A 25526-nucleotide genomic window follows, 5' to 3' on the forward strand; every position below is an offset into this window, starting at 1 on the left:
CGCCGCCGGGTCTGTGCAAAGATCAGTGTAGGCGCGACACCGCCATATACCAGTCGGACGATGCCGGGGTTCGAGGTAGGACGAGTCTGTAATAAGGCGGGTGATTTTATCTGGCAATCATTTCGACAATAGTTGCCCGCTGTTGCTAAACAAGCAGTGACCAATTCCAATATGGAAATATTTATAGATTACTTAGTATTGCACTGCTACACTCATTTCACCCCAGCAACATCAGGGGAAACAGCGCCGCTCCGTGCCGCCCGCATGGGGTGCGGCCACCATGAGACAACAGCTGAGGGGACATGAATATTTCAAACATACGCATCGGTGTACGCCTGACAACGGGTTTTTTGCTGGCATCGCTGTTGCTGGCCGTGGTCGTCGGCATCAGCACGTGGCAGCTGTCCACGGTAAGCGGGGAAATCGACAGCAGCGTGAACCAGCGCTATGCGCGCATCGAGCAATTGCAGGCCACGCGCAACCGCACGCAGGAACAGCCCGCCCTGCGCGACATCGACCAGCAGATCGCCACCCAATCGGCGCAGATGCGCGCGGCGGCCGAGACGGCCATGGCCCGTGCGCACGATACCAGCGTGCTGATCATCGCGCTGGGCCTGATCGGCGGCGTGCTGAGCCTCGTCACGGCCTGGTTCATCAGCAGCGGCATCGTGCGGCCCCTGCGGCATGCCGTCAAGGTGGCGCGCAAGGTGGCCGGCGGCGACCTGAGCGGCAATATCCGCGTCGAATCCGGCGACGAGCTGGGCCAGCTGCTGCAGGCGCTGAAAGACATGAATACCAGCTTGATCACGATTGTGGGCGACGTGCGCGGCGGCACGCAGGACATCGCGGGCGCCTCGGGCGAGATTGCCGCTGGCAACCTGGATTTATCGCGGCGCACCCAGGCGCAAGCCAGTTCGCTGGAGCAGACGGCCGCCTCGATGGAAGAGCTGACTGGCACCGTCAAGCAAAATGCGGACAATGCGCGGCAAGCCAACCAGCTGGCGCAATCGGCCGCCGACGTGGCCGGCAAAGGGGGCAAGGTGGTGGCAGAAGTGGTCGATACCATGAGCTCGATCAATGCTTCGTCGAAAAAGATCGTCGACATCATCGGCGTCATCGACGCCATCGCCTTCCAGACGAATATTTTGGCCCTGAATGCGGCTGTGGAAGCGGCGCGCGCAGGCGAACAGGGACGCGGCTTTGCCGTCGTGGCCGCCGAAGTGCGCACCCTGGCGCAGCGTTCTGCCGGCGCGGCGCGGGAAATCAAGCAGCTGATCGGCGACTCCGTCGAGCGGGTCGACGCGGGCGCGCGCCTGGTCGATACGGCGGGCGCCACCATGCGCGAAATCGTGGCCAGCGTGCACCGCGTGACGGACATCATGGGCGAGATCAGCATGGCCAGCGGCGAACAATTGTCCGGCATCGAGCAAGTCAATGCCGCCATCGTGCAGATGGAGCATGTGACGCAACAAAACGCCGCGCTGGTGGAACAGGCGTCAACAGCGGCGGCCAGCATGCAGCAGCGCGCCCAGCAACTATCGGGCACGGTGGGCATCTTCACCTTGGGCAATGAGGTGGCGCGCCCACACGCGGCGCCGGCCATCAGCCTTGTCGCGACGCACGACAAGGCGGCACCCGCCCTGACACGCTCACGCGCCCCTGCCGTTAGAGCGCGCCTGAAAGCCTGAGTTCCCCGCCCGAGTTCTCCGCTATAGCTGCTTGTACATGATGGTCGTGGCATCCAGCCTGTCGCCGGCAGGCGCCAGCGCATAGGCGGGGATGCTGCCGGCCACCACGTAAGCGAGCGACAAATATAACGGTTCGGCATGGTCGCCGCTGCGCGTGTCCAGGGTCAGCAGGCTGCGCGGCAAGAGGCGCGCCTGTTCTTCCAGCGCCAGCATCAACTGGCGCGCGAGGCCGAGGCGACGGTAAGCGGGCGCGACCAGCAGCTTGCGCACTTCGGCCCGGTGCGCCTGGTTGGGATTGGTGTCCCAGTCCAGCTGCACGGCGCCGGCCACCCGACCATCGACTTCGGCCACCAGCAGCAGGCGCACGCCGCGCGCCACGGCGGGCAGCACATTATCCGTCCAGAACGCCTGGCTGGCCGCCACGTCAAACGGCAAGATAAAACCGATGCTGGCGCCGTCGTGCACGCAGTCTTGCAGCAAGGCGCCCAGTTCCGGCAAGCGTGCACGAATATCGGCGGGTGTAAAACTGCGCAGCGATGCGGACATGATGACCTCAGACAAGAAAGAGAAAATAGCGGGCGCCGCTGTCCGGCGGCGTGATAAACGCGCTGGCACCCTGCAACTGGTAGCGCAGGCAATCGCCAGGCCTTAAATCGTGCGAGCGGCCGTCGACGGTCACGTTCAGCTGGCCTTCCTGCAGCAACAGGTGGTGTTCCATGCCGGGACGGGGCGAGGCCGCGTAGGTGATCGTCACCCCCGCGCCCAGTTCGCATTCGAGCGCTTCGCCGGCCAAGGCGCGTGACGGGGGCGAGACGCAGCGGCGGATAAAACCGCTGTCCGGGTCCGTCCACACGCTTTGCTGCGCCCGCCGCAGCAGGGGCGGAAAATCGTCTTCCACCATGCGCAGCAGGCGCGACATGGCCAGGCCATACGCGGCGCACAGCTTGCCCAACACGACCGTCGTCGGGCTGACCTCGCCATTTTCCAGGCGAGATAATGTCGCGCGGCTGACCTGACTGGCACTGGCCAGCTGGTCCAGCGACCAGCCGCGCTCCACGCGCAACTGCTTTAAACGCGCCGCCAGACGCTGTTCGGTATCGTGATCAGTTAATTCTTCATTTTCCATATGTGGGAATTTATCCCGTAAACGGGAATTTGGCAAGCAGTCGTCGCAGAGATGCTCAACGCACAGACCAGCGGCCGCGGCTCAAGCAAGATGGAGCATCACCTCAAGGAGAAGCCATGTCCGCCACTCCCCCCACTCCCCAGCCGCGCCAAGGCCAGGCGCCCGCGCCGCTGGCCAGGGTCGAATTTCATCTGCAATTCATCCGCTCGTTTGCCGACCCCACGTTCGACGCCGTGCGCGGTGCCCTGGTGCAGGTGGAAGAAGTGGCGTGGAAGAATTACCAGGATGGCCGCAAGGCGCCCGTCACGCAGAAGGCGGGGCCGGGTTTTGCCGACCCCGACTACGAGCTATCGGTGGAATGGCTGGCCACGCGCGACCGGCTGCTGGCCGCCGAGGCGCGCCAGAAAGATCCCGCCACGCCGTCGCGCGTGCTGCTGATCTGCGGCGCGGCGCGCAACGACGGTTCTTGCCCTGGTGAAATATCAAAGACCTGGCGCATGACGCAATGGGCGAAAGAAGTGCTGCAGGCCGACGCCATCGAAGCGGATGTGCTGGACCTGAGCTTGCTGACGTCCTCGTATGACTTGCACATTCACCCGTGCAAGGGCTGCGTCTCGACGGCCATGCCCCTGTGCCACTGGCCGTGCAGCTGCTACCCGAACCACGGCGAACGGCAAACGAATGACTGGATGGCGGAAATATACGAGCGCTGGACGGCAGCGCACGCCGTCATCATCCTCACGCCCGTGTACTGGTATCAGACGCCGGGCGTGCTGAAACTGATGATAGACCGGCTCGTCTGCGCCGACGGCGGCAACCCCGACCCCACGTCGACGCACGGCAAGAAAGCCGTGGAAGCGAAGGCCCTGGAATTACAAGGCTGGAATTACCCGAAACACCTGGCCGGGCGCGCATATGGCCTGGTCGTGCATGGCGACGTGGCCGGCATCGAAGGCGTGCGGCGGGGCCTGTCGGACTGGCTCGACTGGATGGGCCTGGTCGATGCGGGCGCGAAGTCGCGGCTGGACCGCTACATCGGCTATTACGACAGCTATGCGCAAAGCCACGAGGCCCTGGACCGCGATACCGATATGCAGCAAGAAGTGCGCAACGTGGCGCGCGCCGTCGCGCAAGCCGTCAAGCAGCTGCGCGCGGGCACGCTGACGCCGCCCGATGCGGCATTACAAGCTCCGCGGCCAAAATGAAGCCGCCCCTGACTACCCCGCAGTGCGCGAGGCGTGGCGGCACAGTTCCAGGAAACCGCTCAAACGGGGCGAGAGGATCTTCCGGGACTGGCGGATCAGATAAAAGTTGCGCTCCAGGGGCGGCAGCATGGTCTCCAGTTCCACCAGTTGCCCGCTGGCCAGCAGATCGGCCACCACCACGCGCGACAGGCAGGCGATGCCGAGACCGGCCGCCGCGCCATATTTGATCGCCTCCGAATTGCTGAACTCGCCTGCGGCGCGCAGATAGTGCAGATACGGCACCAGTGCCTGCTCCACCGCTTCGCGCGTGCCCGAACCCGCTTCGCGCAGCAGCCAGCCCGCCTGGTTCAGCTCCGCAAAGCTGAGCAGATGATGCAGCTGTGCCAGCGGATGCGTGGGCGCGGCCACGATCAGCATCTGGTCCGTCAGCCACGGCTCCACCAGCAAGCCCGCTTCGTGGCACGGCCCTTCGATCAGGCCGATATCGACACGGAACTCCGCCACGGCGGCGGCGATGTCGGCCGTGTTGGCAATCGTCACTTGCGGGATGCTGCGCCCGTACTGCTGCGCCGCCTGCGCCAGGATCTGCGGCAGCAGATAGATGCCTATCGTCGTGCTGGCGCCGATTTGCAGGCTGACGGGCACGGACGGGTCGGCGCCCGCGAACTGGCGCTCGATGCTGGCGGCCCCGTCGCGCATCTGCCGCGCCTGCGGCAACAGCAAACGGCCATTGTCGTTGAGCAGCAATCGCTTGCCCACGCGGTCGAACAGCTGCGCGCCCAGCAAGGTTTCCAGTTCATTCAGCGCAGCGCTGGTGGCCGATTGCGACAGCGCAATGTGTTCGGCCGCCGCGCTGGTGCTGCCCGTGTCCACCACGGCGAGGAAAATCTGCAGTTGCCGCAAGGTCAATGCCATCTAATTTACCGATTTTTCAGGTTAAATATACAAAAACAATCCGTTTTACCATTTAATCGACGAACTGTACAGTCATGCCATACGAACCAGTAACCATGGAGTACGGCATGTCTTCTCTCTCAACAAGCAACACAACAAGTTTCAGCGACCGCTATGGCCGCCTTCTGCCGGGCCTGCTGCTGAGCGGCATGATCGCCTGGGGCGCCATTCAACTGGGCAAGCTGGAATGGATGCAAAGCCACGGCATGAGCGCCCTGACCCTGGCGATCATGCTGGGCATTGTGCTGGGCAACAGCGTGTATGGCCGCCTGGCGCCCGCCTGCGGCGCAGGCGTGACCTTTTCCAAGCAGACTTTATTGCGTCTTGGCATCATCCTGTACGGCTTCCGCCTGACTTTCCAGGATATCGGGCAAGTGGGCCTGGCCGGCATCGCCATCGACGCGCTGGTACTGGCGTCCACGTTTGGCCTGGCGATGTTCCTCGGCACCAAGGTGTTCAAGCTGGACCGCAACTGCGCCATTCTGATCGGCGCGGGCAGCTCCATCTGCGGCGCGGCGGCCGTGATGGCGACGGAACCCGTCGTCAAGGGGCGCAGCGAAGACGTTACCGTGGCCGTCTCCACCGTCGTCGTGTTCGGCACCATCGCGATCTTCTTGTACCCCATTCTGTACCAGCTGAATCAAGGCTGGCAGCTGCTGGGCGCCACGCCCACGGCCTTCGGTGTGTATATTGGCTCGACCGTGCATGAAGTGGCGCAGGTGGTGGCAGCCGGCAAGTCGATCGGGCAGGAAGCGGCGAATGCGGCCGTGATCGCCAAGATGGTGCGCGTGATGATGCTGGCGCCGTTTCTCGTGATCCTGTCGGCGGTGCTGGCGCGCGGCAAGGCCCAAGGTGGTAACGGCGGCCACGACAAGGTCACCAAGCTGGCCATACCCTGGTTCGCCTTCATTTTTATCGGCGTGGTGGCCTTCAATTCGCTGGGTCTGTTGCCAGCGGGCACCGTCGCCACCATTACCGAACTCGACACGGTCTTGCTGGCCATGGCCATGGCGGCCCTGGGCTTGACGACGCATATGTCGGCCATCCGCCGCGCCGGCATCAAGCCCCTGCTGCTGGCCGGACTGCTGTTCTGCTGGCTGATCGCCGGTGGCGCCGCCATCAACCACGTGGTCGCCAGCCTGTTTGCCTGAATGACGCTGAACCTGATGCAGGCGGGGGCCGCCGACGCGGCAGCCGAAAACTTCGTACAATAAGCGTGTTTTGACTCTCAATCCGGCTTCGGCCCCACCCAGGAACACCCATGCATCTCTCGAACTGGCTGCTTTTCTGCAGCGTCGCCCTGCTCGTCACGTTTTCTCCCGGTCCGGCCGTCCTGCTGGCCATCTCGAATGCCATCGCCGTCGGCCCGCGCCGCGCGATGATCAGCAGCATGGGCAATGGTTTTGGCCTGTTCATCATTTCCGGCGTGGCCATGGCCGGCATGGGCGTCGTGCTGGCGACCTCGGCCACCGCCTTCATGCTGCTGAAACTGGCTGGCGCCCTGTATCTGGTGTACCTGGGCATCAAGCAATGGCGCAGCAAGACCAGCATCGTGGCCGATGCGCCCGTGGCGCTTGGCGCGGCGAATCCAAATTCCTTCTGGAAACTCTTCCGCCAGGGCTTGACGGTGGCGCTGACCAATCCCAAGGCCATCCTGTTCTTTTCGGCCCTGTTCCCGCAATTCATCACGCCGGGCGAACCGGTCGCCATCCAGTTCACCGTGCTGACGACCTCGTTTGTCGCCTGCGCCATGCTGGCCCATTTGTTCTACGCCAACCTGGCACGCCTGCTGAAAACCCAGCTGGCCACGCCAGGGCGCGCCAAGCTGTTCAACCGCATTTCGGGCGGCGCCTTCGTGCTGCTGGGCCTGAGCCTGCTGCGCCTGCGCGCCAAGGCGACGTAACTAGTCCTTTTCCGTCAAAAACGCCTCAATGCTGGCCGCCAGGGCCAGCGGCGTTTCATTCATCGGATAGTGTCCCGCATTACCCAGCACCTCCAGCCGGGCTTGCGGGTACCACGCCAGATAGGTGCGGCGCATCAGGGCCGCATCGAAACGGGGGTCGTGCTCGCCCACCAGCGCCAGCAACGGCAGTTCCACGCGCGCCGCCTTGATTTCTTCACTGAAATCCGTCCCGCTCCACGCGAGGAAGTAGCGTGCGAACGCGGCCGGATCCGCACTTTCCCACGAATATTGTGCCTTCCAGTCCAGCCAGCTTGCAGGCAAGCGCCCGCCCGTGCTGCGATCGATGATGGCGCGCCGCGCCTGCTGGTTGCCGCTGGCGTCGAGGAACAGCGCGCGCGCCGCCGCATCCATGCTCACGCCGCAGCTGGGCACGGGCGCCACGGCCACCAGCTTGCGCAAACGCAAGGGCGCCAGCAAGGCCAGCCGTTCCAGCGCCATGCCGCCCATCGAGTGACCGACCACGCTGAAGGTGGCAAAGCCCAGCGCGTCCGCCAGCGCCAGCGCGTCGCGGGCAACCTCTTCCATCGAGTAATTTCCCGCCGCACCGCGCATGCCGCCATAGCCGCGATTGTCCATGAAAACATAGCTGAAAGCGCCGCCATCGAGGGCCGTTTCCATCGGCGCGAATGCGTGCGCGTCGCCAAACCAGCCGTGCAGGACGATGACGGCGTGGGGACCATGGCCCAGGCGATGATAGGTATTGTGCATATCCACTCCTGAAAAAGAGTGCATGGTAAGCGCGGATCAAACGGCCTGCCTCCGATGCCAGGTCAAATACTGTAGAGTGCGGGCCATGGATGATTTTTATACGGAAGTGCCACGCGAACTGATCGCCACCGCGCGCGATTATGCTGCGGGAGAGATGTTTCCCGAGCATCAACATGCGCGCGGGCAATTCGCCTACGCTGCGCGCGGCGTCATCAGCGTGCACACGCCGCAAGGCAACTGGCTGGTACCGCCGCAACGCGCCTGCTGGGTCCCGGCCCAGCTATCCCACGGCATGCGCATGCATGGCGCCGTGAGCATGCACAATGTCTTCATTGACGAGGCCGCCATCATCAGGATGGGCTTGCCATCCGATTGCCAGGTGCTGGAAGCGACGCCGCTGCTGCGCCAGTTGCTGGCCGAGGCCGTGAGCGTGGATGCCATGTATGCGGAAGTATCGCGCGCCGGACGGTTGATGGCCTTGCTGCTAGATGAGATTGCCGCTGCCAGGCCCCTGCCCCTGAGTGCCCCCCTGCCGCAGGAACCCCGGCTGGCGCGCCTGTGCATGGAGTTGCTGCGGCAACCCAGCCTGGACCGCAGCCTGGACGCGATGGCGGCGCAGGCGGGCATGAGCCGGCGCACCTTTACGCGCCAGTTCCGCACCCAGACGGGCCTGGCCTTTGCCCAATGGCGCCAGCAAGCGTGTCTGCTGGCGGCCATCACGCGCCTGGCCGAAGGGCAAGCCGTCACCCGTGTCGCGTTCGACCTCGGCTATGCCAGCCCCAGCGCCTTCACGGCCGCCTTCCGCCGCGTGCTGGGGCAGGCGCCCAGCGACTATCTGTCGAACTAGGCAATGATGGCGGCGATGCGCTGGCCCAGCGCCTGCGCCAGCTTCTGCACATGGTAGCCGTCGACAAAGCCATGGTGCGCCTGCGCGGAAAACGGCACCCGCATGCGGCCGCCTTCCTGCGCGGGGCCGAACTTGCCCCAGGTAAAGGTCGGGATATCGGCGGCGCTGTGGCGGTAGATCGGGTGCTCGATGGCCGCCAGTTCCAGCCATGGCAGGCAAGTAATGAAAATATTGTTGCGCTGCTCGCGTTCGCTCTCTCCCTCGCCCGTGTTGATCAGCGCGGAACTGGCTTCGGCAAGGCGCTTCGCTTCCAGGCTGCGTTCGATGAACAGGTCAAGCTGGTCCGTCATCGTGAAACGCGTGTAATTGATGTTCTCGTCGCCATTGATGACGGTGTAGGACGCGGGGAAATCGTCGATCCGGATCACCTCGCCCTGGTAGATGCGGTACATGAAATTGTCGATGCCCTTGACCGTATTGAGCAGGCAAAACAGGAAGAAGTGGAACACGGGGATGTTCCGTTCCTTGCACCAGAGCCGGAAATCCGGCACGTCGAGCTGGAAATTGATGTTGACGAGAGGATTGTCAAACGCCCGGAACAAGTCATAGCGGTCGCGCCGCTTTTCAAAATTTTTCATGCGGCGAGTGTAGTCGATCAGGATGCTGACGGGCAAGTCGCCATCCCGCGCCGCGCGGTGCAGTTGTTCTCGCGCAAGCCAGTCAGCCTGTGTCATCGTACCAGGCCCCGCTGCACCTTCCACGCCAACGGCAAGGTCAGCAGCAATACGGCCGCCAGCGCCAGCAAGGCTGTGTTCACGCTGGTATGGTCGCCCAGCGCGCCGAACAGCACGGGCGACAGCGCCCCGCCGCCGATGCTGCCCGTGTAGAACAGGGCGAAAGCGTGCTCGCGCTTGCCGGGCTCGGCCAGCTCCGGCACCACGCCGTACAGTACGGACGAAGTGCCGTTCAGCGCCAGGCCCAGCAGAGGCAGCATGGCCATGATGCCGGCCAGCGGCAGCCACAGGGCCGCGACGATCAGCACGGACGTCATCGATTCCGTCAGCCACACGGTTTTCATCATGCCGATGCGCGCGCCCAGGTAGCCGCACAGCAACTTGCCGAAGGCGCCGCCCACGAACAGCAGAGACAAGGCCACGCCGATGCCGGCCGTGCCCGCACCCTTACTTTTCAGCAAGAATGGCAAGAAGGTGAGAAAACCCATGCGCACCGCGCTGTCCAGCGTGCCGGTGGCCAGCAGCGCGCGAACGCTTGCTTTGGAGCCGCTGCCAGTAATGGGTTTGGCCGCTGTCTTCTGGCTGGCCTGGATGTCACCCGGCTTGGGCAGCAGCCACCACAGCAAGCCGGCCGCCGCCAGGCCCAGCAAGCCCAGCAGCGAGACGCTGGCTTGCCAGCTGCACACCAGCAACAGCAAGCCCACCAGCGCGGGTATCAGTGTCTTGCCGATATCGCCGGCAAAGTTGTAGTGCGACAGCGCTTCCTTGACGCCGCCGCCTGCCTCGTGCGTGTCGGTAACGATGGACGAGGCCAGCGGATGTTGGGTGCTGGCGCCCAGGCCGCCCAGCAGCAAGGCCACCAGCAGCACGGCCAGGCCGCCTGCCTGCCCGGCGATCAGGTAAGCCACGCCGGCCAGGGCCGTGCCGCCCACCAGCATGCGTTCGCGTCCCCAGCGCCTGGCCATGCGGCTGGCCAGCAGCTGGAAACCGGCCATCATGCCCGAGTAGGAACCGCGCAGCAGGCCCACCATGGCGTAACTGATGGCAAACTGCGCCTGCCAGATGGGCAGCAGCACATAAATCACGTCCGTCAAGCCGTCATGCACGGCATGCGCGCTGCAGGCGGCGAACAGCGAGCGGCGGCGCAGGGATTTGTCGGAATCAGGGGAAACGGCAGGAAGCGCGGCGACGGAAGGTTCGGTCATGACTGTGCATGCAATAAATCAGGAGGCGACCAGCTTACTACAAATTGCGTTGGCATCGCGGTCGCCTTTTTCCCCTTACAGGCGCGCCAGCTTGCGCTGCCGCATCAGGCCAAGCAGGGCAAGGCCGGCCGCCAGCATGGCGTAGCTGGACGGTTCCGGCACTGCCGGTATGTCGATGCTGCGAACAGCGGTACCGTCCACGATATCGAAACCGCTGCCTATGCCGCTGCAGCCCTTGCCGCCGATGCGCGCGCCGTCGCCCGTCGACACATACGATGTGGCGGAAAAAAGCCCGCCGCAGGCGCTGCCCACGCCCGTCACGCTGGTGCCCGCGCCCACGCTGACGTAATCCTTTGCCAGGATGGTGCCGATGAACTCCCCGCTGGCGCCCAGGCTCGTGTAGCCGCCACTGTTCCAGATGACGCTGTTGCTGGCATCGGCATTGATCAGGACGATTTTCATGGCCGCGCCCGTGACCAGGTAATCGTCGATATTGAACACCCAGGATTGATTGGAGCGGTTCTGTCCGTCCAGGGTCAGCGTGATGCCGGCCGTGGTCGACAGATTGGCCGCCGAAAACACGCCCGGATACAGCGTGGTGTCGAGCGTCATGGTCGTGCCCAGGGCGGCCCCCTGCCCCATGTTCTTCAATGCGGCCTGCGCGGCGCCGATCTGCTGCGCATCGCTCCGCACGTTCGTCGGCACGGCGGAAAGCGTGCCTGCACCATGGGTGGTGCTGCTGGCGGACAGGGTGACCGCGCCCAGCGCCGCCACCTTGCCGGCCACGCTGGCATTGGCGCCGACGGTGGCGGCGCCACCACTGAGCATATTGCCGCTCACGACGGCATTGGCGCCGATGGTTGACGCGCCCAGGGACAACAGATTGCCGCTGAGCCGCGATGCGGCACCCATGGTGGCGACATCGCCCGAGACGATATCGCCCGTGACGGTCGAGTTCGCGCCCGTGGTCGCATAGGTGAGCGCAAACACGGAAGAACCGGCTAGCGACTGGCCAAACAGGGGCACGACTTCGGCATGGACTTGCGCGGCAGTGCAGGCCAGCGTGACGAGCAGCGCCAGTGTCGATGGAGGCAATTTCATGGGTTTCTTTTTGCGCAGCTTGCGCATGAATGGAGTTACGGGCATTTCCCGGGCCATCACGGCCAACTTGAGAATGCACGGTCGTTTCGCGACATGCGGCAGGCAGCAGCGGTGAAACACCTGAAACATTATCGTGGAGTGCAGCAAGCCAGTACGACTGCGCGTAAGGGCCGGTAGGCGGCCAAGTACCGCGGGGGGATGGGCGGCGGGCGGTCAGCTGTTCCGATGGGCGGGGTCACGCTGACAACATGACGCATCGGAACTGGTAAATTGCTTACTGGAAATAGTACAGCGGCTATCGGTGATTAGCCAGTCAATTATTACTATGAGGCAATTTGTATTATTTTCTGTCTCATTTCCTTCTGGCACAACCTTGCCCCGGCTTTGGCGCGCCATAAATATAGCGCCACTGGCGCCATGCCGTGGTATAAATGCCTGTACACCTTGTACCTTTTATCAGAGGCCAGCGCGACCATGACGTCCTCCAGCGACACCCCGGGCCAGACCGGGAAAAAGGCCGGCTGCAGCCAGTGCCAGCAAGCCGCGCCACTGGGCTTCGATTTCACCTTTGCCTATCAACCGATCGTCGACCTGTCCACGCGCTCGATCTTTGGCCATGAAGCGCTGGTGCGCGGTCCCAACGGCGAATCGGCATACTCGGTCCTGTCGCAGGTGAATGACGAAAACCGCTATGTGTTCGACCAGGCCTGCCGCGTGCGCGCCATCGAGGGCGCGGCCCGCCTGGGCATCGAGGAATATCTGTCCATCAATTTCCTGCCGAATGCCGTGTACCGCCCCGAAGCGTGCATCCAGACCACTTTGGCGGCGGCGCGCGAATACAATTTCCCCATCCGCCGCATTATCTTCGAGGTGACCGAGGGCGAAGAAGTGCGCGACCGGCCCCACCTCGTCAACATCTTTCATGAGTATCGCCGCTTCGGCTTCCAGACGGCCATCGACGATTTCGGCGCCGGCTACGCGGGACTGACGCTGCTGGCGGAGTATCAGCCGCACATCATCAAGATCGACATGGAACTGGTGCGCGGCATCGAGGCCAGCGCCCCAAGGCAGGCGATCGTCAGGGGCATCGTCGCCATTTGCAAGGACCTCAATATTCAAGTCCTGGCAGAAGGCATCGAAACGGCGGCCGAACGCGATTGCCTGAGGGCGATGGGCATCGACTTGATGCAGGGCTATCTATTTTGCAAGCCGGCACTGATGGCCATCGGCGTGATCAATCCGGCAGCGTGGTGACAGGCAGTCACCACGCCCCGACCTGTTTCTGCCCTACTTGCCCATCGCGTCCTTGTGCATGGCATCCTGGGCAAACGCGGCGCCCGACATAAGGATGGCGCTCCAGCCTTCCACGCAGATGCGGCGCCTGATGCGGCCTGGATGTACCTGCAATGCTGACGTGGGTTCGTTGGCGATTGCCGTGGCGGCGTGCGTGTGGCTGGTCGAACGGCTAGCCGACATCAAGCTCATCAGCGCATGCCAATTCAGGGAAATCCGATACAGGCCTGCGGCACGGCATCGACCAGCCAGACGCCATTGTCCGACACATAAAACACGTGCCCCTGCGCCTGCATGGCGGCCGCATCCACCGTCAGCACGACGGGCTTGCCATGGCGCGCGCCCACGGCAACGGCCGTTTCGCGGTTGACAGACAAGTGCACGTGATTGCGCGATCCCGGCAGCAGGCCGGCCGCACGGATCGCCTCGACAAAGCGGCTGGCCGTGCCGTGGTACAGCATGGCGGGCGGCGTGGCGGGCGGCAGCCTGATATCGACGGCGACCAGCGAATGCCCCTGGTTGGCGCGAATGCGCAAGCCGTCGTCGCTGATGGCATAGCGCGTCTTGCTGTCGCGTGCCACCACGTCATCCAATTGTTCACGGGAAAGGCGGCGGCCATGCCGGGCCGCCTGTGCCAGCAACTGGCCGATGTCGGCCCAGCCCTGGGCATCGAGCGCGAGGCCGATTTTTTCAGGAGCGTGGCGCAGTATGAGGGAAAGAAATTTACTGGCATTAACTAAATGATCTGTCATGCCGCAGCCTACCTTTATCAGAATGCATATGACAAGGTCCTGCGCGCGGAACGGAGTTCCACCGGGTAAAAATGCCGGTCATTCACCCTTTTTTACGCCTCGCCGGGCACCCGCCAGGCGCATACATGGCCATGCTGGCCCACGGAAACGCTGGCCAGGCCCTGCGACAATTTGACGGCCAGCGCGGCTGCCGGCGCCGCTTAGTATCAACAACGCACAAGCTGTCAGCTGTTTGCGTTTTATCAATGGCATGGCGTCTCCCCTTTTTATGATGTCAGTACAGGCTCCTGCGGGATATATACGCGGCAGGCTGGCTGACTGGATTCAGCAATTTTCAAGGAACGCGCGTGGACCTGAGCGACAGCAGCGGCAAGACGAGCAAAACCGCCACGGCAGCCGTGCGCAAGCGCGACGTGCTGCCGTACATCCTGCTGTTCATCTTGCTGGCGGGCTTGCTGGCCGTGCTGGCGGGCGCCCTGCTGCCGCCGTACTACCACGCCGTGCCGGCCATGCTGTGGAGCCTGGGCTTTTGCGTCAGCGGCATGCTGCTGGGCTTTTTGTTCGGCATCCCGCGCAGCCTGCCATCGGGCACCATCAACGCCGCGCCGCCCGACGAGCGGGCCAATGGCAAGGGCCGCCCCACGGACGAGCCGCCGGCTGCGGGGCCCGATACGGTGGCCAGCAATACCCTGTTTTTGGGCACGCCCACGCCCATGGAAATCAATTCCAACCTGGTGGAAGTGTCGGACTGGCTGACGAAAATCATCGTGGGCGTGGGGTTGATCGAGCTCAAAAGCCTGCCCGGCAGCGCGCGCAGCGTGGCCGCCTTCATCGCACCCAGCCTGGCCGTCGATGCGCCCACGGCCATGGCGGTGGTGGGCGGCATCATGCTGTTCTTTTCCGTGCATGGTTTCCTGATCGGCTACCTGCTCACGCGCATTTATCTGTCCATCATGATCAAGCGCGCCGACAGCCTCGTCAAAAATGAATCCGTGCGCCTGGAAAGCGGCAAGGAAATCGAAGTGACGGAGCTGAGCCGTTTGCAGCAAAAGTCGCTCGACGACATGCAGGAAGCCGTCACGCAGCTGTTGCTGGCCCATCCGCCCGATGGCGGTGCCGCCGCCACGGCCCTGGCCGGCGTGCCGGCGGCAAAAAAGCCGTCCAGCCTGGTGCTCTGGCTGGACGACCATCCGCGCAACAATACCTTGCTGGTGGAACAGCTGGAACGGGAAAACATCAAGGTCGACCAGGCCGTGTCGACGCGGCAGGCGCTGGCCATGCTGCAGCAGAAGCACTATGCGCTGTTCATCACGGACATGGCCAGGGTGGAAAACGGCCGCAGGATCAAGGATGCGGGCGTGCGCACGGTGCGCGAGGTGCGGCAAGTGCAGCCGGCGCTGCCCATCATCGTGTATTGCAGCAAGGATACGGTCGCCAGCTACGGCACGGAAGCGGAAGCGGCCGGCGCCCGCTTCATCACCACCTCGGGCACCAGCCTGCTGGCGGCAATCAACAAGCTATTGCACGAAGGCCGCGAGGATGACGCTCAGCCACCGGCGCAGGCATAGCTGCCCATGTAATGCAGCGAACTGCGCTGCGGGTGCGCCAGTTGATTTGGCGCAAACACGCACACGCCCGTGTCGGCCAGCACGTCCTGCGCGTCGGCGCAGGCCTGCGCCAGCCAGCTGTCGCCGTACGACACGCCGTCGAGCAACTGCGCCAGCGGCGCCGGCGACGCCAGCATGGCGCTTTCAAAACAGGCTGGCTCGTAACACGTGAGACCCGTTTCCAGGAAGAATGGCGACGGTACTTCATCGCCATCTTCCGTGTACCTGGGCGCCAGATAGGCCTGCAGCGCTTCCCGGCTGGCGAAGCGGCCGCTGCAGGTGAAGACGTGAACCACGGGCAAAGTATTGGCCAACTACAGCTTCTCCATCTTTTGCCGCACGGCCGGCACCGTCGACGCCGTCGGCGCCAGTTCCAGATAGGTTTTGTATGCGGCCTTGGCCTTGGCCGCATCGCCAGCCTTGGCATACGCGTCGCCCAGGTTCAAATAGGCGATGGCGCGCGACGGGTCCATCCTGACCGTGTTTTCAAACCAGCGCGCCGCTTCGCGGTATTTTTCCTGCTTGTAGAAGACAAAGCCCAGGTTGTTGGCGGCCAGCGCGAAGTCCGGACGCAATTTCAGCGCTTCCGTAAACTGCGCTTCCGCCGCCGCATACTGTTTCTCCTTGTACAACTGCAAGCCACGGTCGTTGGCCCGCTGCGCCAGCTGGCGCGTGGAGGTCGGCACGGCGCCCGGCGTGACGATCTTCTGTTCGCCGCCCTGCAAATCCTTCACCGTCACGCTGGCCGCTTGCGGCTTGGCGTCGAGCTTGCTATTCAGGGCGATGGCTTCTGTCGACAGCTGCGTTGTGTTCGGGCTGAGGAATTCCGTCTCGCCCGGCAATTCAAAAACGAAATCGCCCCCTTCCGAACCGGGCAAGCTGCCGAACGCGGGCGTCTGGTTCGAGACGCTGGAGACCGCCGGCGCCACGTAGGCCGCCAGTTCCGTGGCCGTAATCAAGCCGTCGCCGTTCAGGTCGCCCTTGCCCGCCAGGCCTTGCAGCAGGGTCCACGTGAACACGGAGTGGCCGTTCGGCCCGCCATCGGCGACCAGCTGGTCGCCGCCGCCGGCCGTCAGCATTTGCCGGCCGATGCGCTTGGCGTTGTCGCGCAGGAAAGAGCTGGAACCGGCGCCACGGGTCAGGCCCAGACCGCTGTAGCAGGCATCCATGACGAAGAACGCGTGCTTGGCCGTCAGCGATTCCGCGATATTCTGGATTTCCGTCATCGGAATGGCATCCGTGGCGAATTGCGCCGGGTCGGAATCGACGGGCACGATATAGCCAAGGTCGCGCCCGGAGCTGAGCTTGCGCGTGGCGCCATGGCCGGCGAAAAAGACAAAGATGCGGTCATTCTTTTGCACGCCACCGTGGGCCAGCTTGTCGTGGAAGGCGGCCAGGATGTTGTTGCGCGTCGCTTCGCCGTTCTTCAGGGTCACGACGCGCTCGGGCGCAAACGCGAATTTCTCGATCAGGGTTTCGCGGATGCCTTGCGCATCGCGCACCGCATATTGCAGTTTAGGCCACTTGGCGTAATCGTCGATGCCGATCACGACGGCCCAGGAATTGGCATAGCCCGTGGTCACGGGCACCTTTTCGGGCGCGGGGGCCGTGCTTTTTGCTACCTGAAAACTCGTGCCATCCCAGCCCGCGAATTGATAGCCTTCGGCGATCAGCTTGTCGAGCACGGCCGGCAAGGCTTTCACCGTGCGCTCGTGGATGTCGTGGAACAGGACGATGCCGCGCCCCGCCTTGTCGACGGAGGCCAGCACCCGGTTCGTGATCGAGCTGGGCACGGGGTCGGCCCAGTCCAGCGAATCGATATTCCACATCACGGACTTCAAATGCGCATCGGCCAGCGCGGCCATGCCTTCACTATTGCGCGCGCCATACGGAAAACGGAACAGTGCGGCCCGCTCGGGGCTGATGGCTTTCAGCAAGGTGTCGGTGCCGAGGATTTCACCTTTCAGCTTGTCGCCCGTCTGCTTCGACAATTGTGCGTGGCTGAAACTGTGGTTGCCCACGGCATAGCCCTCTTTCATCAGCTTGCGGCTCACTTCCGCGCCCGCACCCAGCTTGGCGTGGCCTTCCGCGTCCAGGCTGCCCAGGTTGCGGCCCACGTTGAAGAACACGGCCGGCACGCCATATTGCTTCAGGATGGCACTGATCTCTTCCGTGTAGCGGCGGTGCGGGCCGTCGTCGAAGGTCAGCACGATGGTTTTCTTCGGCAAGCCCAGGCCAAAGATTTCAGCCTCGTCCTTCTTTGGCACCGGCTTGGCCTCAGGAACCGTGCCCGCCGGTGGCACCGCATACGGCACGACGATGCCGTTCTCCTTCAGAATCTGCTCGCGGCTGTAGAGCTTTTTCAGCTGCGCCACGTAATCGTCCCAGCGTTCGCGCTTGAGTTCGATGGACCGCTGGCCCAGGTTGCCGAAGATTTGCCGGATTTCCTTCTCGTAGTTGCGCTCGATCTCGCCCAGCGCATCGAGGTCTTCGGAAATACGCTTGTGCAGCTTGATCGCCGGCAAGGACGAATCCTTGGCCACATCGGCCAGCATGCTTTGCAGCAGTTCGCGGAAAGCCAGGCGGTCCGCGTCGTACAGACCCGCGTCCGATTCGATATACGTCAGCAGACTGTCGAGCGCTTCGAAGCGGCCCGGATTCGTGGGCGCCGTCAATTGATCCAGCGCAAGATCGAGCTTGGCGATGCGTTCCTGGTTTTCATGGAACAGCGCCTGTCCCACTTTACGGGCTTCCTCGCGCGCGCCTTCCGGCAAGCTTTGCTCGTCGGCCAGCAGCACGATGATCTTGCGGAAATTACCCAGCAAGTCGCGGAACTGGGCGGCCACGGCGGCCGTATCGACGGCGGACTGCGGCGCGGCGACCGGACTGCCCGGGGCGGGAGCGCCCTGCGTGGCGGTGGCGGCGGGACGGGTATAGGTATAAATGCCGGCCCCAGCGGCGAGAGCCACGACGACGGTGGCGGCGATCTTGATCGGTTTGGAAGTCACAGGCTTGTCATTCCCTTCACATACTATGCATAACATTCAGATGGCGCGGATGCGCACGATGCATAATTGTAAAGCACGCTCAGCACAAGCTCAGCCCGCACGCTGAATTTCGGCAATGATATCGCTGCACACATTCATAGATAGTGAAAACGGGAAAGACGATGCACAAGAAACTCTGCGCGGCGGCGCTGATGCTGGGCGTGGCCCTGATGCTGCTGCAATTGCGCGCGCATGCGGGCGACGACGTGATCAATGTGGCTGGACGCGTATGCCTGCCGCACTGAACCACGCGCCAGTCCTCCAGAGCTACACCTTGGCCGGCTCCCAGTAATTGGCCAGGCCCAGCTTTTTCAGGCCGGCCGCCACGAAACGCGGCTCCAGCAATTCCTCCGCCGTCAACGGTAGTCGAATCAGCTTTTGTTCCTGCGCAAACGCCAGCACCCTGCGGTAATGCCGGTACACGGCGTCGTCGTACAGGGGAGACCAGCGCTCCTTCCACTGCAAGCCAGGATCGTCGTAGCTGCGCCGCACCACGCTATCGGGCGTGCCATTGCGCGTGCCATCCTTGATGACGGCTTCGCGGTTGCCGTCCAGCGCCGCCCAATGCTGGGCCCGCAGCCAGGCCGTGGCCACCAGTTCCGCGATGTCGGGATGGGCTTGCGTAAAGTCGCGCCGCGCCCACAGTTCCGCGCGCATTTTACGCTCCGGCAAGCCCTTGCTGGACCAGATGATGCGGCCGATGCCCTTGTCTTCCAAGGGATAGCCATTGATCATGAACAAGGCGTCGACGGCGCCCGTGGCCAGCGCAGCCGTGCCCGGTTTGAGGTCCATATTGATCAGGCGAAAATCCGTGGGCGACATGCGCTGGTCGGCGATCAACTGGCGCAGCCCCAGTTCCCATGGCCGGCCCCGGTGCACGCTGATGCGCTTGCCCTTCAGGTCGGCCAATGACGTGGCGCGCGAACTGGTGGGCACCAGCAGGAACTGGTCCGTGCCCCGCCCCGCCGGCACGATCACCTGCGTGCGCACGCCGCCCGCGTTGAGGATGACGGAGGGCAAGTCGCCATACGCGGCCATGTCGATGCGCCCGCTGGCGAACGCCTCGTTCATGGTCGCGCCCGTGTCGCCCGTGACGGGCAGCCATTCCAGCCTCACGCCGCGCTGCTTGAGCTCGCGCGCCAGCCAGCCTTCCTGCTGCACCCGGTAAGCGATGCCGCCCAGTTCCGCCCTGCCGTTTTCCGCAAAGCCCGTCGAGGCGATGCGCAGGGCCGCCGGCGGCGCCCCCGCTTTCACCGCCGACACTGCCTGTCCCGCCAGGGGCAGCAGCGCCAGCCCGCCCATCACCGTGCGTCGCCGCATCGCATTCTCCTCATCATCATGCATGGCCACTGTTGACGCGCTTCCCGCTCAAGCCGCCCGGCGCGTCTGCGCCAGCGCCGCTTCGAATGGACGCGGGTCGATCCAGGCGCGCACGTCGACCTTGCTGGGCAGGAAGTTCCAGCGGAACAAAAAGTCGCTGAAATCCTGCAAGCCCGCGATCGACGTTTCCGCCAGGTCCGTGTCCAGGCGCAGATGGGCATCCTTGCCGTAAGCCACTTGCACCCAGTGCTCGCTGGCATTCGATTCGCGCGCGAGGAAACGCCGCGTCTCGTCCGCATGGCCACGCGCCCACGCTTCGGCCCGCAGCACCTGCTCGACCAGGGTGACGGCGGAGCTGAAGTGATGCTCCAGCAAGTGCGCATCGACGCTCAAGGTGCGCGGCGTGCCGTTGTTGGCGCGGATCAGGGGTTCCGGATGGTTGCCCGTGTCGATCACCGTGTGCAAGCCGAACTGCTGCGCCAGCTGGGCGGCCGAAGCGCCCTTCAGGAAAATGGCATCCACCTCGCCCCGCAGCAGTCCCAGCAGCTCCGGACTCTGTCCGCCGCGCCGCGCGCCGCTGAACAGATTCGTTGCCGCGCCCTGTTCCGGCGGCGCTTCGCTCTGGCCCGTGTTGACCACATAATCGACCAGTTCCACGTCGGCAACAGCCAGCCCTTCCAGGCTCAGCGCATTTTCCAGCCCCCGCAAGGCTTGCGCGCGCGCAAAGTCGATCTGCGCCTTGGCCCACAATGGCAGGCCGAAGCGCCGTCCCTTCAAGTCGCGCACCGTCAGGATACCGCTGCCGGGCAGCGTCAGGATCAGCTGCGTCTCGTCCGACCACGACAGGCCGATCACGCGCGTCTCGCGCCCCGCCGCGCGCGCCCACAGGGCGGGGATGTTGCCGCCGTGGCGCACGGAGTTCTGCAGGGTATGGTCGAAATGCGATTCGCGCACGGCTTCCTGGTCCGATTCGCGCAAGGAGCGCAAACTGGTGCCGTCGGCGCGCAAGGCCGCTTCCAACCAGCCTTGCTGCAAACCTATCCCCAGACCCGTCGGGACGGGGCAGCGCGTGTACCACAGGGTGTCGAGTGTGTCATTGCTCATGGTGTATCTCCAGAGTGGGTGGACCGTTCAAAAAGGAAACTACAGCGCCATCCTGCGCGCCCATTCATTGCCATCCCATGAGCTGCTGGGATCTACATCCTGCGCCACGGGCGCTTGCGTGTCGTCGAGGTCGCTGAAATCCGCATGCAAGCCGTCACGGATGGCGACAAAGCCCGGCGAACCGCGCTGGCGCGGGTGGGCCAGCGGCACGTCCTGCACGCGGCGCACCTTGCCCGGGCGCGCATCGAGCACGACGATGCGGTCGGCCAGGTAGACGGCTTCATCGATGTCATGCGTGACCATCACCATGGTGATGCCCTCGTCTTGCCACAGGCGGCGCAGCTCCTGCTGCAAGCGCAAACGGGTCAGCGCGTCGAGCGCACCCAGCGGTTCGTCCAGCAGCAGCACGTCGGGCCGCCCCACGAGGGCGCGGGCAATCGCCGCCCGCTGCGACATGCCGCCCGACAACTGATGCGGATACGCATCCGCATAGCCATCAAGGCCCACGCGCGCAATTTCCGCCGCCACGCGGGCGGTGCGCTCGGCCAGCGGCACACGGGTATTGCTGAAAGCCACGGCCACGTTCTGCTGCACCGTCAGCCACGGAAACAAGCGGTGGTCCTGGAACACGAGACCCCGGTGCAAATCCGTGCCACGAATCGGTACGCCATCGTGCAACAGCAAGCCCGTGTAATCCGTATCGAGGCCCGCCAGCAGGCGCAGCAGGGTTGACTTGCCGCAACCGGACGCGCCCACGATGGCGACGAATTCACCGGGCGCAATGGTCAGGGAAATATCGTCGAGCACCAGCAGTGGCGCGCCTTTCAGCGAAAACGACTTGCTCACGTGCTGCACTTGCAAACCGCCGCTCAGGTGCTGCCGCTGCGGCAGCAAGGTCGAAGGGGAAACGAAATCATTCATGGCGCACTCTCTGCGGTGGGGGCTAAGGAAGGAATGGCGGCGGGCGGCGCCCGGCGCAGCCAGCGGCTGCCGTGGAAAACCAGCCAGGCAGCCAGCCATGGAGCCAGCCAGATCAGGAACACATTGCGCAAGCCCGTCAGGTCGGCCAGGCGGCCCGCCGCCAGCGCGCCTGCCGTGCCGCCCACCATGCCGAACAGCGTCAGATGAGCCGAGACGCGTGCCTTGTCGACGGGCGCGCGGGCGATATTATCCGTATTGACGAGGTTATTCACGCCCAGGCCCAGGCCCAGCAGCACGGACGCGCCCAGGTAAGCGATGCTGGAGGGCCACAGGCCCAGGATCAGCAAGGCGGCCATGATGGCCAGGTGCGCACCGCCATACAGTTGCCCTCGGTACGGGCTGGCCAGCACGAAGCGCCCCAGGAACAGCAGCACCAGCACGCAGCTCAATCCCTGCACGGCCATCAGCCAGACGGAGTGATGCGCAGGCCAGTGCAGCACGCGGATGGCCAGCAAGATGGAAAACACGCCCACGCTGGAAGCCGTGAAGCTGGCCAGGATCTCGAACAGGTAAGTGACGCGCACGACGGGCAGGCGCAGCAGTTCGCGCAGGCTGGCCGCGCCGGGCAGCAAGGCTTGGCCTTCCAGCTTGCGCGGCGCAGTATTGCTGGGCAACACTTGCCAGCCCAGCACGGCCAAAATGGCGAACATCAGGGCGGAAATCAAAAAGCCTGCCTTCAGCCCCAGCTGCGCGATCAGATAATTGCCGCACAAAGGCCCGAGGAACTGCATGCCGAGTATCAACGTCCCCTTGTACCAGCCCGCCTTGCCCTGTCCCAGTTCCGGCAGGCGCACGAGAAACACCGTGCTCATGGCCACGATGCGCAGCGAGATGCACAGGCCGACGAGAAACATCAGCAAGGCCACCCATTGCCAGCCGGGCAGCCACGGCAGCACGCAAAAGGCCAGCGCCAGGCTCAGGCTGACGCCCGCATACAGATGCTTCGGGTTGCCACGCGAAAGAATATAGCCGGCCGGTATGGTGCCCAGCGCCATGGCCAGGGTTTCCGCGCTGCTGATCGCGGCCAGCTGAAAGTTGCTCACGTGCAAATGCAATCCCAGCAAAGTGGCCAGCACCTTGTTCATGCCGATGGTCACGCCCGACAGCAGGGTCAGGCCGATAAAGCGCAGCAAGAAGGCGCGCAGCTCGCCTTCGCGGGCACTGACGGCCGTGTCTGGCTGGAATGGCAAGGATTCACTCACTGCTGCGCCCCTTCACCAGCAGGCTCGCCAGCCGCGCAAACGCCACGTTCATCGCTTGCGCCAGCAAGGCGATCACGAGCACGGCCAGCAAGACGACATCCATGCGGCCCGACACTTCACCGTTGAGCAACAATGAACCCATGCCGGGCCCGGCCGCAAACAGCAGTTCGCCGCCCAGGCAAGCCAGCCAGGCAAACGCCAGCGCATGCGTGACACCCGTGACGATGGCCGGCATGGCGCCCGGCAGCAAAATCTGGCGCAAGGTTTGCCAGCGCGTCAGGGTCAGCACCTGCCCCACTTCGCGCAATCTTCCTTCCACCTGGCGCATGCCCGCCTGCGTGTTGAGCACGGTAGGATAAAAGGCGGCGATGGCGATCACCAGCAGCTTGGCGCCATCGCCATTACCCACCCACAGACCCAGCAAAGGGATCAGGCCCAGCAAGGGAACTTGCCGGATGCTGTGGAACAGCGGGCCAATCAATCGGTCAGCCAGCGGCGACTGCGCCATCAGCGCACCCGTGACGATGCCGGCGCTGCCGCCCAGCAGCAAGCCGGCCAGAGTGCGGCCCAGGCTGGCGCGCAAATGCACCCACAGTTCGCCCGTGACGAGCAGGTCGCGCAGGCTGTGCGCCAAATCTCCCAGCGAGACAAAGATGTAGGCGGCCGCCGCACCCTGGCCGGAGGCCCATTGCCAGGCGCCCAGCAAGGCCAGCGGCAACAGCGCACCCTTGATGATCTGGATCAAACGTTGTTTCATATGGACTCCCCATTACGCTTCCAGCGCATCAGCCGCGATTCCAGCGCATGGCATGCCCGGTCCAGGCCGAAGCCGATCACACCCGTCAGCACCACGCCCACCATCACCACGTCGAGGCGGAACATTTGCCGGCCCATTTCCATCATCTGGCCCAGGCCGCTGTCCGCGGCCAGCAATTCCGCGCCCACCAGCACCATCCACGAACGCGACAGGGCGATGCGCATGCCCGTCAGCGCGGCCGGCACGATGGCCGGCAAGACGATCAGGCGGATGCGCTGCCAGCGCGAAAAGCAATACACTTGCCCCACCTCAAAGTAGCGCTGCGACAGGTTGCGGATGGCGTCATGCACGGCCAGCGCCACGATAAAGAAACTGGCCTTGGCCACGATAAACACTTTAAAACTCTCGCCTATGCCGAACAGCAAGATAAACAAAGGGATCAGGGCCACGGTGGGCAGCTGGCGCAAGACATTGAACGTAGGGTCGACGTAGCTGCGCAAGCCAGGCGACAGGCCCAGCACGACGCCGAAGGCCAGGCCCGCGCTGGCGCCCAGACCGAAACCGGCCAGCAAGCGGAACAGGCTGATGCCCAGGTGCTGGCCCAGTTCGCCGCTCTCGGCCAGGTCTGCCGCCGTCAGCAGCACTTGCCACGGCGACATCAAGATATGCGCCGGCATCCACTCGAAGGTGGTGGCCGCCGTCCACAGCAGCAGCAAGGCCAGCGGCGAAGCCCACACGGACCAGCGCGAGCGCACGAAACGTCGCAGCCAGGGGATGGGCGCCGCACGCACTGGCGCAGGAGAGCGCGGCGTATCCTTGGCGCGCGGCAAGGCGATGGCGTTGACGATGGAAGTCATGGCGTCCAGTAGGTTTGCAGCTTCAGCTGCGCCAGCGCCTGGTTGACGAACTGGGGTGCGAACAGGCTATCGACTTGCAGGGGCCGCGCGATCAGGCCCGCGCTCTTCGCATACGCCGCCTCTCCCACGTAATGCTGGCGCAAGCTGGCCGTAAACAACGGCGACCAGCGCGCCTGCCACGGCGTATGGTCGCCCGCCAGTTCGCGCCGCACGACGCTTTCCACCTGGCCCGCGGCCGCCTCGGTGCGCACATATTCATCTTCGCCGCCCGCGCCGGCCGCCCGGTGGTGCTCGCGCACATACGCCGTCACCACCAGCTGGGCCAGCTGCGGCCAGCGTTGCAGGAAGCCGCTGTCAGCCCACAGTTCGGCGCGCATCTTCCAGTCCTGCGGCGGTGCCTTGCTCGCCCAGATGATCTTGCCCACTTTTTTATCTTCCAGCAGGAAGGCGTCGCTGAGGGTGAAGAAGGCGTCCGCGCCGCCCGTGGCCACGGCCGCCGCGCCTGCCTGCGGATTGAGGTTGAGGATCTTGACGTCGCGCAAGCTCATGCCGTTCGCTTCCAGCAAGCGGGCGAACGGGTATTCCCACGGCCGCCCACGGTGCAAGGCGATCTTCTTGCCCTTCAAATCCTTGATCGAATGGGCCGTGGAACCGTTCGGCACCACCAGATAGGTGTTATTGGCGCTGCCACCGGGCAGTATCAGCCGCGTCTGCAAGCCCGAGGCATTGGCGATTATCGACGGCAAATCGCCATACTGGGCCAGGTCGATCGAGTGGTTGGCAAACGCCTCGTTGACTTGCGTCGCCACGGAGTTGGTGGTGACGGGCACCCATTCCAGCTTCACGCCCAGCTTGCCCAGTTCGGCCGCCAGCCAGCCCTGCGCGGCCACCTGGGCGGCCGAACCTGCAAACACGGTCTTGCCGGACGGTGCCGTGCGCGCCACGACGGCGATGCGCACGGCGGCCGGCAAGGGATCGGCTGCCGCCGCGATGGCGGGCGCCAGCAGGCTGGCCGCCATGGCGGTGGCGAGTACCTTGCGCCAGGTCAAACGTAAGAATTTCAATGACATCTCGG

The 25526-nt window shown here is 64.2% G+C and carries 26 protein-coding genes; 8 read left to right on the forward strand and 18 right to left on the reverse strand.

What is annotated here, in order from left to right; translation table 11 throughout:
* Positions 1 to 302: 302 nt before the first annotated feature.
* The gene (locus FJQ89_RS05810) at positions 303 to 1688 is read left to right on the forward strand and encodes a methyl-accepting chemotaxis protein (RefSeq protein ID WP_141169434.1); all 1386 of its coding nucleotides are present in this window, start codon (positions 303 to 305) and stop codon (positions 1686 to 1688) included.
* A gap of 21 nt (positions 1689 to 1709) precedes the next feature.
* On the opposite strand, the gene FJQ89_RS05815 is transcribed toward FJQ89_RS05810, so the two are convergent.
* Both FJQ89_RS05815 and FJQ89_RS05820 read right to left on the reverse strand, forming a co-directional pair.
* Entirely contained in the window at positions 1710 to 2234 is a 525-nt protein-coding gene (locus FJQ89_RS05815; RefSeq protein WP_141169435.1) for a GNAT family N-acetyltransferase, read from the reverse strand.
* A 7-nt stretch (positions 2235 to 2241) separates the two neighbouring features.
* Entirely contained in the window at positions 2242 to 2814 is a 573-nt protein-coding gene (locus FJQ89_RS05820) for a helix-turn-helix domain-containing protein (RefSeq protein ID WP_141169436.1), read from the reverse strand.
* Positions 2815 to 2930: 116 nt separating this feature from the next.
* On the opposite strand from FJQ89_RS05820, the gene FJQ89_RS05825 reads away from it, so the two are divergent.
* Positions 2931 to 4019 carry a flavodoxin family protein gene (locus FJQ89_RS05825; protein ID WP_141169437.1) on the forward strand — a complete coding sequence of 363 codons (1089 nt, stop codon included), beginning with the start codon at positions 2931 to 2933 and terminating at the stop codon, positions 4017 to 4019.
* Between the two features lie 12 nt (positions 4020 to 4031).
* Here the strand turns inward: FJQ89_RS05825 and FJQ89_RS05830 are convergent, their stop codons facing one another.
* Positions 4032 to 4934, reverse strand: coding sequence for a LysR family transcriptional regulator (locus tag FJQ89_RS05830; protein ID WP_141169438.1), 903 nt, complete (start codon positions 4932 to 4934; stop codon positions 4032 to 4034).
* Positions 4935 to 5041: 107 nt separating this feature from the next.
* Between FJQ89_RS05830 and FJQ89_RS05835 the strand changes: the two genes are divergently transcribed.
* Complete coding sequence (locus FJQ89_RS05835; protein ID WP_243136437.1) at positions 5042 to 6124, forward strand: YeiH family protein; 1083 nt, start codon at positions 5042 to 5044, stop codon at positions 6122 to 6124.
* 110 nt (positions 6125 to 6234) lie between these two features.
* Positions 6235 to 6876 (forward strand): LysE family translocator, encoded by a 642-nt coding sequence (locus tag FJQ89_RS05840; protein WP_099763620.1) that lies wholly within the window; start codon positions 6235 to 6237, stop codon positions 6874 to 6876.
* Here the strand turns inward: FJQ89_RS05840 and FJQ89_RS05845 are convergent, their stop codons facing one another.
* The gene (locus FJQ89_RS05845) at positions 6877 to 7644 is read right to left on the reverse strand and encodes an alpha/beta fold hydrolase (RefSeq protein WP_141169439.1); all 768 of its coding nucleotides are present in this window, start codon (positions 7642 to 7644) and stop codon (positions 6877 to 6879) included.
* Between the two features lie 85 nt (positions 7645 to 7729).
* On the opposite strand from FJQ89_RS05845, the gene FJQ89_RS05850 reads away from it, so the two are divergent.
* Positions 7730 to 8491: an AraC family transcriptional regulator gene (locus FJQ89_RS05850; RefSeq protein WP_141169440.1), complete on the forward strand. Its 762-nt coding sequence runs from the start codon at positions 7730 to 7732 to the stop codon at positions 8489 to 8491.
* Here the strand turns inward: FJQ89_RS05850 and FJQ89_RS05855 are convergent.
* From FJQ89_RS05855 to FJQ89_RS05865, 3 genes are all read right to left on the reverse strand, one after another.
* Positions 8488 to 9225: a CatA-like O-acetyltransferase gene (locus tag FJQ89_RS05855; protein ID WP_243136438.1), complete on the reverse strand. Its 738-nt coding sequence runs from the start codon at positions 9223 to 9225 to the stop codon at positions 8488 to 8490. The genes FJQ89_RS05850 and FJQ89_RS05855 overlap by 4 nt on opposite strands.
* Entirely contained in the window at positions 9222 to 10430 is a 1209-nt protein-coding gene (locus FJQ89_RS05860) for an MFS transporter (protein ID WP_141169441.1), read from the reverse strand. The genes FJQ89_RS05855 and FJQ89_RS05860 overlap by 4 nt, the downstream gene beginning before the upstream one ends.
* A gap of 75 nt (positions 10431 to 10505) precedes the next feature.
* The gene (locus tag FJQ89_RS05865) at positions 10506 to 11531 is read right to left on the reverse strand and encodes an ice-binding family protein (protein ID WP_168208372.1); all 1026 of its coding nucleotides are present in this window, start codon (positions 11529 to 11531) and stop codon (positions 10506 to 10508) included.
* 474 nt (positions 11532 to 12005) lie between these two features.
* Between FJQ89_RS05865 and FJQ89_RS05870 the strand changes: the two genes are divergently transcribed.
* The gene (locus FJQ89_RS05870; RefSeq protein WP_141169442.1) at positions 12006 to 12785 is read left to right on the forward strand and encodes an EAL domain-containing protein; all 780 of its coding nucleotides are present in this window, start codon (positions 12006 to 12008) and stop codon (positions 12783 to 12785) included.
* A 33-nt stretch (positions 12786 to 12818) separates the two neighbouring features.
* On the opposite strand, the gene FJQ89_RS05875 is transcribed toward FJQ89_RS05870, so the two are convergent.
* A complete protein-coding gene (locus FJQ89_RS05875) occupies positions 12819 to 13016 on the reverse strand; it encodes a hypothetical protein (protein ID WP_141169443.1) in 198 nt (65 codons plus the stop codon).
* Positions 13017 to 13030: 14 nt separating this feature from the next.
* The gene (locus tag FJQ89_RS05880; protein ID WP_141169444.1) at positions 13031 to 13576 is read right to left on the reverse strand and encodes an RNA 2'-phosphotransferase; all 546 of its coding nucleotides are present in this window, start codon (positions 13574 to 13576) and stop codon (positions 13031 to 13033) included.
* 347 nt (positions 13577 to 13923) lie between these two features.
* Here FJQ89_RS05880 and FJQ89_RS05885 point away from each other — a divergent pair, with 347 nt between their 5' ends.
* Positions 13924 to 15144: a response regulator gene (locus FJQ89_RS05885; protein WP_141169445.1), complete on the forward strand. Its 1221-nt coding sequence runs from the start codon at positions 13924 to 13926 to the stop codon at positions 15142 to 15144.
* Here FJQ89_RS05885 and FJQ89_RS05890 read toward each other — a convergent pair.
* Both FJQ89_RS05890 and FJQ89_RS05895 read right to left on the reverse strand, forming a co-directional pair.
* A complete protein-coding gene (locus FJQ89_RS05890; protein WP_141169446.1) occupies positions 15123 to 15497 on the reverse strand; it encodes an immunity 22 family protein in 375 nt (124 codons plus the stop codon). The two genes, FJQ89_RS05885 and FJQ89_RS05890, sit on opposite strands and share 22 nt — an antisense overlap.
* Positions 15498 to 18191: a polysaccharide deacetylase family protein gene (locus tag FJQ89_RS05895; RefSeq protein ID WP_141169447.1), complete on the reverse strand. Its 2694-nt coding sequence runs from the start codon at positions 18189 to 18191 to the stop codon at positions 15498 to 15500.
* 161 nt (positions 18192 to 18352) lie between these two features.
* Here FJQ89_RS05895 and FJQ89_RS28570 point away from each other — a divergent pair, with 161 nt between their 5' ends.
* Positions 18353 to 18475 (forward strand): hypothetical protein, encoded by a 123-nt coding sequence (locus FJQ89_RS28570; RefSeq protein ID WP_255206395.1) that lies wholly within the window; start codon positions 18353 to 18355, stop codon positions 18473 to 18475.
* 22 nt (positions 18476 to 18497) lie between these two features.
* On the opposite strand, the gene FJQ89_RS05900 is transcribed toward FJQ89_RS28570, so the two are convergent.
* From FJQ89_RS05900 to FJQ89_RS05930, 7 genes are read right to left on the reverse strand one after another with little or no spacing between them, the layout of a single operon-like run.
* The gene (locus FJQ89_RS05900) at positions 18498 to 19550 is read right to left on the reverse strand and encodes an ABC transporter substrate-binding protein (RefSeq protein WP_168208373.1); all 1053 of its coding nucleotides are present in this window, start codon (positions 19548 to 19550) and stop codon (positions 18498 to 18500) included.
* A gap of 48 nt (positions 19551 to 19598) precedes the next feature.
* On the reverse strand, positions 19599 to 20654 hold the full coding sequence (locus FJQ89_RS05905) for an ABC transporter substrate-binding protein (RefSeq protein WP_141169449.1): 1056 nt from the start codon (positions 20652 to 20654) through the stop codon (positions 19599 to 19601).
* 39 nt (positions 20655 to 20693) lie between these two features.
* Positions 20694 to 21575, reverse strand: a complete 882-nt coding sequence (locus tag FJQ89_RS05910) for an ABC transporter ATP-binding protein (RefSeq protein WP_141169450.1) — start codon at positions 21573 to 21575, stop codon at positions 20694 to 20696.
* Positions 21572 to 22837: an MFS transporter gene (locus FJQ89_RS05915; RefSeq protein ID WP_141169451.1), complete on the reverse strand. Its 1266-nt coding sequence runs from the start codon at positions 22835 to 22837 to the stop codon at positions 21572 to 21574. The genes FJQ89_RS05910 and FJQ89_RS05915 overlap by 4 nt, the downstream gene beginning before the upstream one ends.
* Positions 22830 to 23594, reverse strand: coding sequence for an ABC transporter permease (locus FJQ89_RS05920; RefSeq protein WP_141169452.1), 765 nt, complete (start codon positions 23592 to 23594; stop codon positions 22830 to 22832). The genes FJQ89_RS05915 and FJQ89_RS05920 overlap by 8 nt, the downstream gene beginning before the upstream one ends.
* Positions 23591 to 24451 (reverse strand): ABC transporter permease, encoded by an 861-nt coding sequence (locus FJQ89_RS05925; RefSeq protein ID WP_141169453.1) that lies wholly within the window; start codon positions 24449 to 24451, stop codon positions 23591 to 23593. Before FJQ89_RS05925 ends, FJQ89_RS05920 begins: the two co-directional genes overlap by 4 nt.
* Positions 24448 to 25521 carry an ABC transporter substrate-binding protein gene (locus tag FJQ89_RS05930; RefSeq protein WP_141169454.1) on the reverse strand — a complete coding sequence of 358 codons (1074 nt, stop codon included), beginning with the start codon at positions 25519 to 25521 and terminating at the stop codon, positions 24448 to 24450. Before FJQ89_RS05930 ends, FJQ89_RS05925 begins: the two co-directional genes overlap by 4 nt.
* Positions 25522 to 25526 lie beyond the last annotated feature (5 nt).

This window comes from Janthinobacterium tructae (assembly GCF_006517255.1).
Lineage (GTDB): Bacteria > Pseudomonadota > Gammaproteobacteria > Burkholderiales > Burkholderiaceae_D > Janthinobacterium > Janthinobacterium tructae.

Coding starts and splice junctions, on each gene's coding strand:
- FJQ89_RS05840 (WP_099763620.1), top strand. CDS start 6,235: ATGCATCTCTCGAACTGGCTGCTTTTCTGCAGCGTCGCCCTGCTCGTC.
- FJQ89_RS05875 (WP_141169443.1), bottom strand. CDS start 13,016: ATGAGCTTGATGTCGGCTAGCCGTTCGACCAGCCACACGCACGCCGCC.
- FJQ89_RS05865 (WP_168208372.1), bottom strand. CDS start 11,531: ATGAAATTGCCTCCATCGACACTGGCGCTGCTCGTCACGCTGGCCTGC.
- FJQ89_RS05825 (WP_141169437.1), top strand. CDS start 2,931: ATGTCCGCCACTCCCCCCACTCCCCAGCCGCGCCAAGGCCAGGCGCCC.
- FJQ89_RS05920 (WP_141169452.1), bottom strand. CDS start 23,594: ATGAAACAACGTTTGATCCAGATCATCAAGGGTGCGCTGTTGCCGCTG.
- FJQ89_RS05880 (WP_141169444.1), bottom strand. CDS start 13,576: ATGACAGATCATTTAGTTAATGCCAGTAAATTTCTTTCCCTCATACTG.
- FJQ89_RS05905 (WP_141169449.1), bottom strand. CDS start 20,654: ATGAGCAATGACACACTCGACACCCTGTGGTACACGCGCTGCCCCGTC.
- FJQ89_RS05910 (WP_141169450.1), bottom strand. CDS start 21,575: ATGAATGATTTCGTTTCCCCTTCGACCTTGCTGCCGCAGCGGCAGCAC.
- FJQ89_RS05870 (WP_141169442.1), top strand. CDS start 12,006: ATGACGTCCTCCAGCGACACCCCGGGCCAGACCGGGAAAAAGGCCGGC.
- FJQ89_RS05845 (WP_141169439.1), bottom strand. CDS start 7,644: ATGCACAATACCTATCATCGCCTGGGCCATGGTCCCCACGCCGTCATC.
- FJQ89_RS05835 (WP_243136437.1), top strand. CDS start 5,042: ATGTCTTCTCTCTCAACAAGCAACACAACAAGTTTCAGCGACCGCTAT.
- FJQ89_RS05830 (WP_141169438.1), bottom strand. CDS start 4,934: ATGGCATTGACCTTGCGGCAACTGCAGATTTTCCTCGCCGTGGTGGAC.
- FJQ89_RS05810 (WP_141169434.1), top strand. CDS start 303: ATGAATATTTCAAACATACGCATCGGTGTACGCCTGACAACGGGTTTT.
- FJQ89_RS05820 (WP_141169436.1), bottom strand. CDS start 2,814: ATGGAAAATGAAGAATTAACTGATCACGATACCGAACAGCGTCTGGCG.
- FJQ89_RS05860 (WP_141169441.1), bottom strand. CDS start 10,430: ATGACCGAACCTTCCGTCGCCGCGCTTCCTGCCGTTTCCCCTGATTCC.
- FJQ89_RS28570 (WP_255206395.1), top strand. CDS start 18,353: ATGCACAAGAAACTCTGCGCGGCGGCGCTGATGCTGGGCGTGGCCCTG.
- FJQ89_RS05925 (WP_141169453.1), bottom strand. CDS start 24,451: ATGACTTCCATCGTCAACGCCATCGCCTTGCCGCGCGCCAAGGATACG.
- FJQ89_RS05855 (WP_243136438.1), bottom strand. CDS start 9,225: ATGACACAGGCTGACTGGCTTGCGCGAGAACAACTGCACCGCGCGGCG.
- FJQ89_RS05930 (WP_141169454.1), bottom strand. CDS start 25,521: ATGTCATTGAAATTCTTACGTTTGACCTGGCGCAAGGTACTCGCCACC.
- FJQ89_RS05850 (WP_141169440.1), top strand. CDS start 7,730: ATGGATGATTTTTATACGGAAGTGCCACGCGAACTGATCGCCACCGCG.
- FJQ89_RS05900 (WP_168208373.1), bottom strand. CDS start 19,550: ATGCGGCGACGCACGGTGATGGGCGGGCTGGCGCTGCTGCCCCTGGCG.
- FJQ89_RS05815 (WP_141169435.1), bottom strand. CDS start 2,234: ATGTCCGCATCGCTGCGCAGTTTTACACCCGCCGATATTCGTGCACGC.